The 13126-nt window shown below is 68.4% G+C and carries 15 protein-coding genes; 12 read left to right on the top strand and 3 right to left on the bottom strand.

All coding sequences use genetic code 11. The features are described from left to right. Positions 1-3: 3 nt before the first annotated feature. Positions 4-1017 carry a tripartite tricarboxylate transporter substrate-binding protein gene (locus tag CLV77_RS12550; protein WP_157802060.1) on the bottom strand — a complete coding sequence of 338 codons (1014 nt, stop codon included), beginning with the start codon at positions 1015-1017 and terminating at the stop codon, positions 4-6. Positions 1018-1153: 136 nt separating this feature from the next. Between CLV77_RS12550 and CLV77_RS12555 the strand changes: the two genes are divergently transcribed. The 9 genes from CLV77_RS12555 (at position 1154) to CLV77_RS16410 (ending at position 9132) form a co-directional block, all read left to right on the top strand. After that, on the top strand, positions 1154-1609 hold the full coding sequence (locus CLV77_RS12555) for a MarR family winged helix-turn-helix transcriptional regulator (protein ID WP_076979998.1): 456 nt from the start codon (positions 1154-1156) through the stop codon (positions 1607-1609). A 141-nt stretch (positions 1610-1750) separates the two neighbouring features. Further along, positions 1751-2959 carry an MFS transporter gene (locus tag CLV77_RS12560; protein WP_076979997.1) on the top strand — a complete coding sequence of 403 codons (1209 nt, stop codon included), beginning with the start codon at positions 1751-1753 and terminating at the stop codon, positions 2957-2959. A 68-nt stretch (positions 2960-3027) separates the two neighbouring features. Then, the gene (locus tag CLV77_RS12565) at positions 3028-4089 is read left to right on the top strand and encodes a glycosyltransferase family 4 protein (protein ID WP_076979996.1); all 1062 of its coding nucleotides are present in this window, start codon (positions 3028-3030) and stop codon (positions 4087-4089) included. A gap of 135 nt (positions 4090-4224) precedes the next feature. Further along, complete coding sequence (locus tag CLV77_RS12570) at positions 4225-4887, top strand: SAM-dependent methyltransferase (RefSeq protein WP_076979995.1); 663 nt, start codon at positions 4225-4227, stop codon at positions 4885-4887. Then, positions 4887-5666 carry a glycosyltransferase family 25 protein gene (locus CLV77_RS12575; RefSeq protein WP_076981105.1) on the top strand — a complete coding sequence of 260 codons (780 nt, stop codon included), beginning with the start codon at positions 4887-4889 and terminating at the stop codon, positions 5664-5666. The genes CLV77_RS12570 and CLV77_RS12575 overlap by 1 nt, the downstream gene beginning before the upstream one ends. Continuing rightward, positions 5663-6742 (top strand): glycosyltransferase, encoded by a 1080-nt coding sequence (locus CLV77_RS12580; RefSeq protein WP_076979994.1) that lies wholly within the window; start codon positions 5663-5665, stop codon positions 6740-6742. The genes CLV77_RS12575 and CLV77_RS12580 overlap by 4 nt, the downstream gene beginning before the upstream one ends. Next, positions 6742-7542: a glycosyltransferase family 25 protein gene (locus CLV77_RS12585; RefSeq protein WP_076979993.1), complete on the top strand. Its 801-nt coding sequence runs from the start codon at positions 6742-6744 to the stop codon at positions 7540-7542. Before CLV77_RS12580 ends, CLV77_RS12585 begins: the two co-directional genes overlap by 1 nt. A 194-nt stretch (positions 7543-7736) precedes the next feature. Next, on the top strand, positions 7737-8759 hold the full coding sequence (locus CLV77_RS12590) for an aspartate-semialdehyde dehydrogenase (protein WP_076979992.1): 1023 nt from the start codon (positions 7737-7739) through the stop codon (positions 8757-8759). Positions 8760-8958: 199 nt separating this feature from the next. Next, on the top strand, positions 8959-9132 hold the full coding sequence (locus CLV77_RS16410; RefSeq protein ID WP_157802062.1) for a hypothetical protein: 174 nt from the start codon (positions 8959-8961) through the stop codon (positions 9130-9132). Positions 9133-9201: 69 nt separating this feature from the next. Here CLV77_RS16410 and CLV77_RS12595 read toward each other — a convergent pair whose 3' ends face one another. Continuing rightward, positions 9202-9849, bottom strand: a complete 648-nt coding sequence (locus tag CLV77_RS12595) for a carbonic anhydrase (RefSeq protein ID WP_076979991.1) — start codon at positions 9847-9849, stop codon at positions 9202-9204. A 140-nt stretch (positions 9850-9989) separates the two neighbouring features. Between CLV77_RS12595 and CLV77_RS12600 the strand changes: the two genes are divergently transcribed. From CLV77_RS12600 to CLV77_RS12610, 3 genes are all read left to right on the top strand, one after another. Then, entirely contained in the window at positions 9990-10349 is a 360-nt protein-coding gene (locus CLV77_RS12600) for a hypothetical protein (protein WP_076979990.1), read from the top strand. 133 nt (positions 10350-10482) lie between these two features. Then, positions 10483-11889 carry a leucyl aminopeptidase family protein gene (locus CLV77_RS12605; RefSeq protein ID WP_076979989.1) on the top strand — a complete coding sequence of 469 codons (1407 nt, stop codon included), beginning with the start codon at positions 10483-10485 and terminating at the stop codon, positions 11887-11889. Continuing rightward, positions 11886-12728: a C40 family peptidase gene (locus CLV77_RS12610; protein WP_076979988.1), complete on the top strand. Its 843-nt coding sequence runs from the start codon at positions 11886-11888 to the stop codon at positions 12726-12728. Before CLV77_RS12605 ends, CLV77_RS12610 begins: the two co-directional genes overlap by 4 nt. 40 nt (positions 12729-12768) lie before the next feature. Here the strand turns inward: CLV77_RS12610 and CLV77_RS12615 are convergent, their stop codons facing one another. Beyond that, entirely contained in the window at positions 12769-13113 is a 345-nt protein-coding gene (locus CLV77_RS12615; protein WP_076981104.1) for a DUF2794 domain-containing protein, read from the bottom strand. Positions 13114-13126: the final 13 nt, after the last annotated feature.

Below are 13126 nucleotides of genomic sequence, written 5' to 3' on the forward strand. Positions count from 1 at the left end.
TCGTCAGTCGCTGGCTGATGTCATCAGCGCGTCGGCATCGTCCCATGCCTTGCGCACCAGCGTGTCCAGCTCCTCGCCAGTGGTCAGGACCGCGCCGCCGAAAGCGCGCTCGACGAAGGCGGCGGGCTTGGTCGCGGGATCGCTCAGCACCTCGCCGATGGCCTGGGCCAAGGCGGTGCGCGCCTCGTCCGGCAGACCGGCGGGGGCGACGAAGATGAAACCGCCATCGGCGTTGAAGGGCACCCCGAATTCTCCGATCAGAGGCGCCTCGGGCGATTGCACGAGGGGTTCGCTCATGGCCGAGGCAAGGTTCACCAGATCGCCCGAGGCGACGCCCGACGACTGGACCCCGGCGATCATGCCCGCGTCCAGATCGCCGGCGATGATGCCGTCCAGCACCGCGCGCCCACCCGGCAGCTCGACAATGTTCAGCCGCGCGCCGGATTCCCGGCCCAGCACGTAGGCAAGATCGGCAAGCTTCGGGCTCATCACCCCGAAACGCAGGGGCTTGTCGTCGCGGGAGGCATCGATGGCGTCGGCCAGCGTCTTCCAGCCGCGCGCGCTTTGGGCAACGATCCCCATCTGGAACCCAGCGGTGGTCGTCAGCATGGTGAAGTCGTCCAGCGTCAGGTCCGAGTTCGAGGCCCGCATGTTGTAGCCAAGCGTCTCGATCGCGACGATGCCGATGGCGGTGCCGTCGGCGGGGGCCTTGCGCAGCTTGGCGGCCATGGCAAGGCCGCCCTGACCGGTGACATTTTCCGGGATCAGCTTCCAGCCGCGACGGTTCTCCAGCTCTTCGGCGATCAGGCGGGCCTGGGTGTCGGCGCCGCCGCCGGCGCGATAGGCGATCATCATCTGGATCGGGCCCGGCGGCGACCATTCGGCCGCCGTGGCGGGGGCGGCGAAAGCCACGGCCCCAAGCACGAGGGCCCGCAGGCCGCGGGCCCAAGGCGCCACACTCCGCTTCACAACCCCTTGCAGCGACCCCATATTGAACATCGAACCCGAACCGAACATGACCATTCTCCTGTGTTCACCATATCGTTGACCGCACAACTTCTTGATTGACGCCCAATCAGTTGGTGACGATACTCCCCGCACATACCAGCAGAGGGTTAACATGTCCGCAGGAGTCTCTGCAGCAAAACAATCATTGGATTCCTTCCAGGAAGCCGAGCTGAACCGGTTCATCACGTTCCGCATTGCGCGCCTGCACGCCAAGCTCAACATCCAGGCCGCCAAGCTGCTGGCCGAGACCGCCGGGCTCAGCCTGACCCAGTGGCGGATCATTGCCCTGCTGGGCAACATGGGCCAGTGCAATTCCTCGGACCTCGTCCGCGTCTCGGCCATGGACAAGGGACTGCTCAGCCGCCGCCTGAAATCCCTTGTGCAGGAGGGGCTGGTCGTGTCGATGGTCGACCGGTCCGACAGCCGGGTGCACCCTTTGCGCCTGTCGGCCAAGGGCCGCCGCCTGTTCGAAGAAACCCTGCCCCACACCCGCCGCCGTCAAGCCGCGATCCGCGCCTCCCTGACCGACGAGGAGCTGGAGACCCTTTTCACCATCTTCGAGAAGCTGGACCGCGCCGCCGAGCTGACCGAGTTCGACTGACCCCGCCGGCCGCCTCCGCCCCGGCCCGCAACCTTTCCCCTACACCGCGCAGAATTGCAGACCCGTCCCGACGGCCCCCGGCCCCTTGCCCCCCGCGCGCGATAGTGGCACCTGAGGCCAGGTCCCGAACGGAGCAGGCTCTTGAGAACCGGTCTATTGTTTCTGGTGCTGGCGTATATCCTCAGCCAGTTCTACCGATCCTTCCTTGCCGTGATGAGCCCCGTGCTGGCCGCCGACATCGGCGCCCGGGCCGAGGATCTGTCGCGCGCCTCGGGGCTGTGGTTTCTGGCCTTCGCCTGCATGCAGCTTCTCGTCGGTGCGGCGCTGGACAGGGTCGGTCCGCGGCTGACGGCGGCAGTGCTGCTGACCCTGGGCGGCGGCGGCGGTGCCGCGGTCTTTGCCATGGCGCAGGGGCCGGCCGCGCTGGACGTTGCGATGGTGATGATCGGGATCGGATGCTCGCCCGTGCTGATGGCCTCCTATTACATCTTCGCGCGGATGTTCCGCCCCGCCGTCTTCGCCACCCTGGCGGGGGCGCTGATCGGCGTCGGATCGCTTGGCAACCTAGCCGGGTCCCTGCCCATGGCCTGGGCGGTGGAGGTCTTTGGCTGGCGCGGCACCATGTGGGGACTGTGCATTGTCACGTTGCTGATCGGTGCGGCCCTCTTCGCGCTGGTGCAGAACCCGCCGCGCCTTGAGCATGACGGGCCGCGCGGATCGGTGCTGGATCTGCTGAAGATGCCGGTGATCTGGGCAATCCTGCCGATGATGTTCGTCAACTACGCCCCCGCCGCCGGCATCCGTGGCCTGTGGATCGGGCCCTACCTCGACGAGGTGTTCGGCCTGGATGCGGTCGGCATCGGGCGGATGACCCTGGTGATGGGCCTCGCGATGATCGCCGGCAATTTCATCTACGGCCCCCTCGACCGCATCTTCGGGTCGCGCAAATGGGTGATCCTTGCGGGCAACCTGCTTTGCGCCGGGGCGCTCCTGCTGCTGGCGGTTCTGCCGGCGGATTCGCTGGTCGCCGCCGTCGCGCTGATGTCGGCGGTGGGCTTTTTCGGTGCCTCCTTCCCGCTGGTGGTGGCCCACGCGCGGTCCTTCTTTCCGCCCCACATGATCGGGCGGGGGGTGACGCTTCTGAACCTATTCGGGATCGGGGGCGCCGGGCTGATGCAGCTTGCGACCGGCCGCATCTACGAGCGGATGGCGCCCGCCGGCGCGGGGGGACCGGCCCTGGCCGACACCGCCGCCCAGTCCCAGGCCTTCGCTGCGATCTTCCTGTTCTTCGCGCTGGCGGTCCTGGCGGGCTGTCTGGCCTACCTGTGGTCGCGCGACAGCACCGAATGACCGCTCACCGCCCCGGCCGGGGCACGCCGGGGCTTGCCCAACCGACCCCGGGTGCGCCAGATGGCAGGATGAAACCCGCAACTTCCCAGATCGCCGTTGTCGCGCCGAACCTCAAACGGCGCCTGTCGGGCGTCACCGCAACCATCGTCCGACTGGTGCCGCTGATGGCCCGCACGATGGGAGTCGTCGCCACCGGCCCCGGCCTGCCGCCCGAGGTGCCGCACATCCCGCTCGCGCGCGCCGCAACCCTGCCCCGGGACCGCTGGCGCGTTTGGCACGCCCGCCGCAACACCGAGATGCTGCTGGGCCTGGCGCTGCGCCACGTGCTGCGCAGACGCTACAGGCTTCTGTTCACCTCGGCCTCCCAGCGGCGTCACAGCGGCTATACGAAGTGGCTGATTGCCCGGATGGACGGGATCATCGCCACCTCGCAGAAGACGGCGCAATATCTGGAACATCCCTCGACCGTGATCCTGCACGGGATCGACACCGACCGCTTCTCGCCCCCTGCGGACCGGGCGGCGCTGCGGGCGCGCCTGGACCTGCCGGCCGGGCGGGTGATCGGCTGTTTCGGACGGATCCGCGAACAGAAGGGCACCGATGTCTTCGTCGAGGCGATGTGCCGCCTGCTGACGGCCATGCCCGGAGTTTCGGCCGTGGTCATGGGCCGCGCCACCGGCCCGCACGAAGAGCTGCTGGCGCGGCTGAAGGCACAGGTGGCGGCGGCCGGCCTGTCCGATCGCATCCTCTTTCCGCCCGAAGTGCCGGTCTCGCAGGTCGCCGAATGGTACCAGGCGCTGGACCTCTTCATCGCGCCCCAGCGGTGGGAGGGTTTCGGCCTGACGCCACTTGAGGCGATGGCCTGCGGCGTGCCGACGATTGCCACCCGCGTCGGTGCTTTCGAGGAGCTGATCCTCGACGGGCGCACCGGCCGCCTGATCGCCCCCGGCGACGCCGCCGAGATGACCGATGCCGCCCGCGACCTGCTGTCTGACCCCGAGGCCCTGGCCACCATGGCGGAAGCGGCCCGCGCCGACATGCTCAGCCGGTTCCGGCTGGAGCGGGAGGCCGAGGAGATCATGGCCGTCTACCGCGACTTGCTGGACAATGCCCCCGGCGGGGCGGCCTGATCCATGGGCGTGCGGGGCGACAGCCGGCAATTGGGATGTTGCCAAGCGACGGTTTCGGCGGCAGGACAGGCGCAACTTCCGCCCCGCCGCGCCGGATCGCGGCCCGGGGCCAGGCGAAGGCAGCGGGGCAAGACCATGGAAAGCGGTTTCTGGAACAGGCGCGCGGCGGATCTGAGGCAGGCGATCGGCACCCGCCGGATGCGCCTTGCGGGCATGGTCCTGCTATCCGGCCGCGATGGCCCGGCCGCCGCCCTGCCCGCCCGCACCCGCCGCGAGGTGCTGGAGGGCACCCACCGAAGCGCCGCGGCCGCGATGATCCGCGATTTCCTGCAACCCGGCGACAGGGTGCTGGAGGTCGGCACCGGCCCGGGGCTGACCGCCCTTCTGGCCGCCGAACGCACCGGCCCCGGGCAGGTCGTCACCTACGAGGCCAATCCCGCGCTGGCGCCGCTGATCCGCGCCAATTTCGCCCTGAACGACAGCGCGCCCGACCTGCGGATCGCGGCGATCTCGGCCGACGGGCGGGACTTCCCCGTCGCGGGCCACGCCCCGACCCCCGGCCTTTCAGTCGACGCGGCATTGGCCGAGCATCGCGCCAACGCGCTGGTGCTTGACGCGGGCGGCTCCGAGGTCGAGATCCTGACCGCGGCCGACCTGCGAAGGATCGCGCGCATCATCCTTGCCACCCACCCCGAGCGCACCGGCCCCGCCGCCCAGCGGGCGCTGGAAAAGACGCTGGTGGACCGGGGATTCCGCGTGTGGGCCCGCGCCGGCGCAACCTGCCTGGTGACCCGCTGATGTGGCCTGCCTACCTCATAAACCTTGCCGACAACACCGAACGGCTGGACCGCTCCAAGGCGCAGTTCGACGCCCAGGGCATCGCCTTTTCGCGCATCGACGGCGTCAACGGCTGGGCCATGTCCGAAGACGAGCTGTCCCGTGTCCACGACGCCGAGGGCAACGCCCGCATCGCGCGCCACCCGCTCGTTCCCGCTGAGATCGGCTGCTACCTCAGCCACATTGACGCCTGGCGTGCGATTGCCGAGGGCGACGCGCCGGGCGGCTTCATCTTCGAGGATGATTTCGCCGCCGAGGGTTTCCTGGCCGAGACGCTGGCCCTGCTGACCGCCGACGCCGAGGAGGGGGGCGCCTGGGACATGGTGAAGCTGTTCGCCTTCGACCCCGACGCCCGGCTTCTGGACCCGCGCCCGCTGGGGCGGTTCACCATCGGCATTCCCTACCGGGTGCCGACCTGCCTGATCGGCTATGGCCTGACCCGCGCCGCCGCCCGCCGCCTGTCGGAGGGCGCCCTGCCGATCCGCCGGCCCGTGGACGAGGATCAGAAATTCTTCTGGGAGACGGGCCTGCGCGTCGCGCTGATCACGCCGCCGCCGATACTGGTCGGCGACCAGCAGGCCGCCACCGGCACCATCGGTGAGACCCGCCGCAAGGCTGCCCGCAACGGCGGGTTTCCGGCCCGCCGCGGCCGGCTGGCCCAGGCCTGGCGCAGCCTGCGCTACCAGATCAACTACACGCTGCGCCTGCACTGGCACCGGCTGAAAGGGACAGGACGATGAGCGACGCCGCCGCCCCCCGGGCTGATACGGACTACCGCGCTGACAACGCCCCTCAGCGTATCCTCCACATGCATTTCGGCAAGGAGGGCGGGGCCGAGCGGTTCTTCGTCAACCTGGCCCGCGCCTTCGACGAGCGCGGCATCGAGCAGCGTTTCGTGATCCGCCCGAACCGCAGCTTCCTGCCCGCGCTCCAGGCCATGGGGCCGGTCATGCAGAACGATTACCGCCGGCTGTCGCTGAGCGCGCCGTTCCTGACCTGGCGGGTCCACCGCATGATCCGCGAGTGGCAGCCCGACGTCATCATGGCGTGGATGTCCCGGTCGTCGCGGCTGATCCCGGATTACCCACCGGCCTTCAAGGTGACCCGGCTTGGCGACTATCCCCGCCACCTGAAGCATTTCCGCCATAACGATGCGATCATCACCAATGCCCCCGGCATGGCCGAGGCCTGCCGCGAACTGGGCTGGGAGGGCGGGCTTCACATCGTCTCGAACTTCCCGCGCGAGGTGACGCCCGTCGCCATCGACCGCGCCAGCCTCGACACGCCCGAGGATGCTTTCGTCGTGGCCGGCACCGGGCGTTTCGTGCGCCGCAAGGGGTTCGACACGCTGATCCGCGCCGTCGCCGCCATTCCCGACGCCTGGCTGTGGCTGGCCGGAGAAGGGACCGAGGACGCCAACCTGCGCGCCCTGGTGGACGAGTTGGGGATGGCCGGGCGCACGCGCTTCACCGGCTGGGTCGATGAGCCGATGCACATCGTCGCCGCCGCCGATGCCTATTGCATGCCCTCGCGCCATGAACCGCTTGGCAATGTCATCCTTGAAAGCTGGCGCGCGGGCGTGCCCACCGTCACCACCCGCTCCGAAGGTCCCTCGTGGTTCGTCGAGGACGGTAAGGACGCGCTGATGGTCGACATCGACGACACCGAGGCGATGACGGCCGCCTTCCTCCGCCTGCGCGACGACCCAGCACTTGGCCGCACCCTGGTCGAGAACGCCAGCGCCAAGCTCGCGGCCCGCTTCACCAAGGAGCGGATCGTGGACGAGTACCTCGACCTCTTCGCGCGGCGGGGCTGATGCGGGCGCTGATCATCAACCTGGACCGCGCGACGGACCGACTGGCCCTGCAACAGCGCCAGATGCAAGTGCTGGGCATCGCGTGGGCGCGGGTCGCCGCCGTCACCCCCGACACCCTGGAGCCGCCAGTCGACGATCCGCTCTGGCACCGTTGGCAGCGGCCCCTGCGCGCCACCGAAAAGGCCCTGCTGGCATCGCACGCCCGGGCCTGGAGCCAGGTCGTCAAGCTTGATGAGCCGTGCCTGATCCTCGAGGATGACGCCCTTCTGGCCGTCGAAACACCTGTCGTCCTGGACCGGATCGCCGCGACTGACGGTATTGATCACGTCTCGCTGGAAACCCGCAGCCGCAAGAAGATCGTCGCCCGGCGGCCTCACCCGACCCTTCCGATCCGCCGTCTGTGGCAGGACAGGACCGGCTCCGCCGCCTATGTCCTCTTCCCGTCGGGCGCGCGCAAACTGCTGGGCCGCGCGGCCTATGCCGCCGCCCCTTCGGACGCCGCCATTTCGGGCACCTATTCCCTGCGCTCCTTCCAGGCCGATCCCGCGCTGGCGATCCAGCTGGACCAATGCGCGGCCTATGGCGTGCCGCAGCCGCTGGCCACGGCCTCGTCCATCGACGCGGTGCCGAAGCCCCCGGCCACCGACGGCTACTCGCCCCTGAAACAGCGCCTGTTCCGCGCCCGCCGCATCGGCGCGCAGCTGCGGATGGGGTGGCGCCAGCTGTCGCGCCTGCCGGTCGCGCAGCGTATCCACGTGCCCCCCGCCGAACGCTGGCCCGACCTCACCCTGCCGGAATAGCCCACGCCAGCCCGCGCACCGCCGCTGCAGAAGCGCACGTCTTCATTGTCGTGAAAATATCCCCGCCGGAGGCCGCGCGCCCGCCGCCTGCGCCCGTGTGGACAGACGCACCCCGCTCAGACCCCTCTTTCCCCCGCCGGGGAATTCAACTACAAGCCCGCGTCAACCCCGAGATGACCAGAGGAGTACCCGTCATGGGCTACAAAGTCGCCGTCGTCGGCGCCACGGGCAACGTGGGCCGCGAAATGCTGAATATTCTGGCCGAGCGCCAGTTCCCCGTCGATGAGATCTGCGCGCTGGCCAGCCGCAAATCCCTCGGCTCCGAGGTCAGCTTCGGTGACAAGACCCTCAAGACCAAGGACCTCGACACCTTCGATTTCACCGGCTGGGACATCGCGCTGTTTGCGGTGGGTTCGGACGCGACGAAGATCTATGCGCCCAAGGCCGCCAAGGCCGGCTGCGTCGTGATCGACAACAGCTCGCTCTACCGCTACGACGCCGACGTGCCGCTGATCGTGCCGGAAGTGAACGCCGACGCCATCACCGGCTACACCAAGAAGAACATCATCGCGAACCCCAACTGCTCGACCGCGCAGATGGTGGTGGCGCTGAAGCCGCTGCATGACCGCGCCCGGATCAAGCGCGTCGTTGTCTCGACCTACCAGTCGGTTTCCGGCGCGGGCAAGGCGGGCATCGATGAGCTGTGGGATCAGACCAAGTCGATCTACAACCCGGTCGACAACAAGCCGCCGACGAAGTTCACCAAGCAGATCGCCTTCAACGTCATTCCCCATATCGACGTCTTCATGGAAGACGGCTCGACCAAGGAAGAGTGGAAGATGGTGGTCGAGACCAAGAAGATCGTCGATAAGGATATCAAGGTCACCGCAACCTGCGTTCGCGTTCCGGTCTTCGTCGGCCACGCCGAGTCGATCAACATCGAGTTCGAGGAGTTCCTCGACGAGGACGAGGCCCGCGAGATCCTGCGCGAAGCCCCTGGTGTCATGGTCATCGACAAGCGCGAGGACGGCGGCTACGTCACCCCGACCGAATGCGTCGGCGACTTCGCCACCTTCATCAGCCGCATCCGTCAGGACGGCACGATCGAGAACGGTCTGAACCTGTGGTGCGTGTCCGACAACCTGCGCAAGGGTGCCGCCCTGAACGCCGTCCAGATCGCCGAGACCCTGGGCCAGCGCTGCCTGAAAAAGGGCTGAGCGGGCGCCGGCGCCCGGCTTTGGCCGAAGCAGAACAAGAAAAGGCGCCCCGCGGGGCGCCTTTTTTTCTTGGCCTATCCTGTGGTTCAGGAGGTCATATACGAATTTTCAAGAAATTCTCGTCTGCTCGTGAAACTTTAGGGGCCCTTCGACCGTAAGTTCTTCATGGATGTGGGGGCATCCAACGGGAAGACCTGACATGACTGCCATCATTGCCACCTGTGCCCGCCTTGCAGACGTTCTCAACCGCCGCAGCGCCATGGTCATCGCCGACCAGCCCATGCGCCCGCAGCTTTCCCGCTCGGAGCTGACGGCGCTTTTCGCGGCCGACCTGGCCCAGCAGGACACCTGCCTGCTTGCCCGCGCCCGCTGAGTGACCGCCCCGCGCGCCGACCGACCGCCCTTGCGGATGGCACGGCGCACGGGGGCCGATCCGGCCCGGTCAGACCGGGTGAAACTCTCCGTCGTCGGGGTGATAGCTGTGCAGCGTGCCTTCGCTGATGTCGGTCCACAGGCCGTGAAGCGACAGGAGCCCTGCATCGGCCCGCTCCTTGACGAAGGGGAAGGTCAGCAGGTTCTCCAGCGACACAAGCACGGCCTGATATTCAAGCGCGCGCGCCTTCTCTTCCTCGGGGACGTCGGCGATCCGCTCGTAGCCCGGGCGAAGAATATCCATCCAGCGGCCCACGAAGCTTGAGCTTTTCTCAAGCTCGGGCGCCTCGCCGGAACACATCTTCAGACAGCCGTTGACGCCACCGCAAAGCGAGTGGCCCAGCACCACGACATGGGCCACCTTCAGCACCGTCACCGCGTATTCCACTGCCGCCGAGGTGCCGTGATGATCGCCGTCGGGCTCGAACGGCGGCACAAGGTTGGCGATGTTGCGGTGGATGAAGAACTCCCCCTGTTCGGCCCCGAAGATCGAGGTCACATGAACGCGGCTGTCGCAGCACGAGATCACCATGGCGCGGGGGCGCTGCCCCTCTGAGGCCAGAAGCCTGTACCAGGCCTTGTTCTCGTCATAGGTCGTGGCTTTCCAGCCGTGATAGCGCTGCGCCAGGAAGTTGGGCAGGGGTTTGATGCTGGACATTGGTCCCTCCGGGCTGAGTGTCCCGCCACATCTAGGGGGAGGATGCCAATAATTCGAGCGATTTTTTTCCTGCGTCCTAAAGGTTTTCTACGGCCTTTCCCTGCAATCTTGCAGAAGGCGGCCATTTCGGGAACCAGCCAATGCCCCTTACCTTCGGACTTCGGGATCATGTCTTTGTCGACGACGCGGTACTTCACGGGCTTCGCGGTGCGCTGGGCTGTGTCGGCGCCGATCAGGCCATCACCCTCAGCTACGAAATCATGTCGGACCGGCTGAAGGAGATGGCGCGCCTCAGCCAGGCGGGCGACCTGGCGGGCGTCGCGGCGCGCTGTGACAGCGTCGACGCCATGGGCCGGGCGGTCGCCATGACCTCGGTCTGCGCCGTTGCGGGCGACGCCGGCCAATGTGCCCGGCGGGGGGAACTGGCGGCGCTTGCCGCCGTGCTGTCGCGACTGGGCCGGGTGCTGGACCGTTCCATTATGCAACTTCTGGACCTCTGACGCGGCAACCCTCACGGGCGGTGACTGCCGGTGCCCCCACCCTCGACCGCCGATCAGCCCAAGGGGCCGCCGCCGGGGCTTGCCCCGCCGGGCCATCTGGATAGTCTGGCCGCCGGTCAACACGAGGTTTTTCATGACGCCCGCCTTCGCCCCCCGGACTGCCGACGCGTCCGACGCAATCCCCGTCCACCTGCTCGACGAAGGGGACATTGAGGCCCGCATTGCCGGCTGGCGCGAAAGCGGTCAGGCCAACCTGGCCGATTGGGCCGAGGCCACGAAATTCACAGGCAAGGCGGGGCAGGTCCAGGTCGTGCGCGCCGCGACAGGCCAGCCGCTTGCCGTTCTCGCCGGCCACGGCACCCCGGCCACCCGCCGGCGCGGGCGCTTTGCCACCGCCGGTATCGCGGCGGGCCTTCCGGCGGGCACCTACCGCCTGGAATGCGATCTGGACGGCCCGGCATTGGAAGAGGCCGCCCTGGGCTGGCTTCTGTCGGCCTATCGCTTCGATCGCTACAAGAGCATGCCCCCGGCCGAGGCCCTGCTGCTGGCCCCCGACGGCGTGGACGCCAAGCGGCTTGAGATCCTGGCGGCGGCCGAGTTCCTGACCCGCGACCTGGTCAACACCCCCGCCTCGGATCTGGGGCCCGACGCGTTGGAGGCCGCGCTACGTGACCTGGCCGAGGCCCATGGCGCCGGCGTCTCGGTGACAGCCGGCGACCAGCTACTTACCGACAATTTTCCGCTGATCCACACCGTCGGCCGCGCCGCCGCCCAGGCGCCCCGGCTGCTGGACATGCGCTGGGGCAGCGAGGGCCCGACGCTGACGCTTGTGGGCAAGGGGGTCTGTTTCGACACCGGCGGGCTGAACATCAAACCCGGCACCTCCATGGGTCTGATGAAAAAGGACATGGGCGGCGCGGCCAACGTGATGGGCCTGGCAAGCGCGATCATGGCGCTGAAACTGCCCCTGCGGTTGCGGGTGCTGATCCCGGCGGTCGAGAACGCGATCGACGGCAGCGCCTTCCGCCCGGGCGACATCCTGCCCTCGCGCAAGGGGCTGACGGTCGAGGTCAACAACACCGACGCCGAGGGGCGGCTGGTGCTTGCAGACGCGCTAGCCCTGGCCTGCGAGGAGCCGCCCGAGATGCTGATCTCGATGGCAACGCTGACGGGCGCCGCGCGGGTCGCGGTCGGCCCGGACCTTGCCCCCTTCTATACCGACGACGACGACCTGGCCCGGGAACTGTCGGAGGCGGGCGGGCGGATGGCCGACCCGGTTTGGCGCCTGCCCTTCTGGGACCCTTACGAGGCACTGATCGAACCCGAGACCGCCGATCTGGACAACGCCCCCTCCGGCGGGTTCGCCGGGTCCATCACCGCCGCGCTGTTCCTGCGCCGCTTTGTCGGCGAGGGGCAGCGTTATTGCCATTTCGACATCTTCGCCTGGCGCCCCACCGGCAAGCCGGGCCTGCCCAAGGGCGGGCTGGGCCAGGGCCCGCGCGCCCTGCTCCACACGATCGAGCGGGTGCTGCTGGCATGAGCGATCCGCGCCTGACCCCGGCCAATGGCCGCGTCGCCCACGACAGCCTTCGGGGCAAGGTGCAGGCCGAACGCTTCACCCCGGGCACCGCCCATCGGGTCGCCGTGCCGCTGGTCGATCTCTGCCGTGCGCCCGGGGGCGCCCGCGATCGCCAGCTACTAGCGGGCGAAGGGTTCCTGGTGCTGGAACGGCGGGACGGCTACGCCTTTGGCCAGGCGGCGAATGACGGCTACGTCGGCTACCTGCCCGAGGATGCCCTTGGCCCCGACGGCCCCGTCACCCACCGGGTGGCGGCCCTGGCCACCCATGTCTATGACAAGGCGAATTTCAAATCCCGCGATCTGAGGCGTTTGAGCCATGGCGCCCTGTTGAACGTCACCGGCACCGAGGGTCGGTTCGCCCGGCTGGCGGATGGCGGCCACGTGCCAATGCAACACCTGGCGCCGCTGGACCGCCCCGACAGCGATCCCGCCGCCGTCGCCCTGTCCTTCCTGGGCACACCCTACCTGTGGGGCGGCAACAGCGCCGACGGAATCGATTGCAGCGGCCTGGTCCAGCGCGCGCTGCTGAGCTGTGGCATCGACTTCCCCCGCGACAGCGATCAGCAGGAGGCAGGCCCCGGAAAGGACCTGTCCCCCGACGCCCCCCTGCAGCGGGGCGACCTGATCTTCTGGAAAGGACACGTGGGCATGCTGCTGGATCCCGAAACGTTGATCCACGCCAACGCCCATCACATGCAGGTCGCGGTCGAGCCTCTGGAAACGGCCGTCGCCCGGATCGCCCAAGCCGAGTTCGGCGAATTGCGCAGCCGCCGCCGTCCGCCCGTGCCCCGGGGCTGAACCCGCCCGGCCCCCGGCGAATGTCCGAAAAAAAGGGCGGCTACTCGACCGCCCGGATCAATTTTCGCTCCAGCACCCGCAGGACGCTTTTCAGATCGTGCCCGCGTTTCAGGATCCGCCCATCCATTCCGATCACCGAATATTGCCCCTGCCGCAGGGCCAGGCGCGGGCGCTTTTCGATTCTGTAGATCGGGTGCTCGGCCGTGCGCCGGAAAATCGAGAAGATCGCCACCTCGCGCAAGCTCGAGATGCCATAATCCCGCCACTCTCCGGCGGCGACCATCCGCCCGTAAAGCCCCATGATCGCCCCCAGCTCGCGCCGCTGGAAATGGACCTTGTCGTCGGGGGCCTGGCCTGTAAGGGGCACGGGGGTGTGAGTGTTCATTCCCGAATGGTGG

This window comes from Brevirhabdus pacifica (genome assembly GCF_002797755.1).
In the GTDB taxonomy this organism is placed as follows: Bacteria; Pseudomonadota; Alphaproteobacteria; order Rhodobacterales; family Rhodobacteraceae; genus Brevirhabdus; species Brevirhabdus pacifica.

What these genes read in the sequence shown, in the direction of transcription:
- CLV77_RS12590 (WP_076979992.1), top strand. Translation starts at nt 7,737, where the DNA reads ATGGGCTACAAAGTCGCCGTCGTCGGCGCCACGGGCAACGTGGGCCGC.
- CLV77_RS12550 (WP_157802060.1), bottom strand. Translation starts at nt 1,017, where the DNA reads ATGTTCGGTTCGGGTTCGATGTTCAATATGGGGTCGCTGCAAGGGGTT.
- CLV77_RS12595 (WP_076979991.1), bottom strand. Translation starts at nt 9,849, where the DNA reads ATGTCCAGCATCAAACCCCTGCCCAACTTCCTGGCGCAGCGCTATCAC.
- CLV77_RS12580 (WP_076979994.1), top strand. Translation starts at nt 5,663, where the DNA reads ATGAGCGACGCCGCCGCCCCCCGGGCTGATACGGACTACCGCGCTGAC.
- CLV77_RS12570 (WP_076979995.1), top strand. Translation starts at nt 4,225, where the DNA reads ATGGAAAGCGGTTTCTGGAACAGGCGCGCGGCGGATCTGAGGCAGGCG.
- CLV77_RS16410 (WP_157802062.1), top strand. Translation starts at nt 8,959, where the DNA reads ATGACTGCCATCATTGCCACCTGTGCCCGCCTTGCAGACGTTCTCAAC.
- CLV77_RS12615 (WP_076981104.1), bottom strand. Translation starts at nt 13,113, where the DNA reads ATGAACACTCACACCCCCGTGCCCCTTACAGGCCAGGCCCCCGACGAC.
- CLV77_RS12585 (WP_076979993.1), top strand. Translation starts at nt 6,742, where the DNA reads ATGCGGGCGCTGATCATCAACCTGGACCGCGCGACGGACCGACTGGCC.
- CLV77_RS12610 (WP_076979988.1), top strand. Translation starts at nt 11,886, where the DNA reads ATGAGCGATCCGCGCCTGACCCCGGCCAATGGCCGCGTCGCCCACGAC.
- CLV77_RS12565 (WP_076979996.1), top strand. Translation starts at nt 3,028, where the DNA reads ATGAAACCCGCAACTTCCCAGATCGCCGTTGTCGCGCCGAACCTCAAA.
- CLV77_RS12600 (WP_076979990.1), top strand. Translation starts at nt 9,990, where the DNA reads ATGCCCCTTACCTTCGGACTTCGGGATCATGTCTTTGTCGACGACGCG.
- CLV77_RS12605 (WP_076979989.1), top strand. Translation starts at nt 10,483, where the DNA reads ATGACGCCCGCCTTCGCCCCCCGGACTGCCGACGCGTCCGACGCAATC.
- CLV77_RS12575 (WP_076981105.1), top strand. Translation starts at nt 4,887, where the DNA reads ATGTGGCCTGCCTACCTCATAAACCTTGCCGACAACACCGAACGGCTG.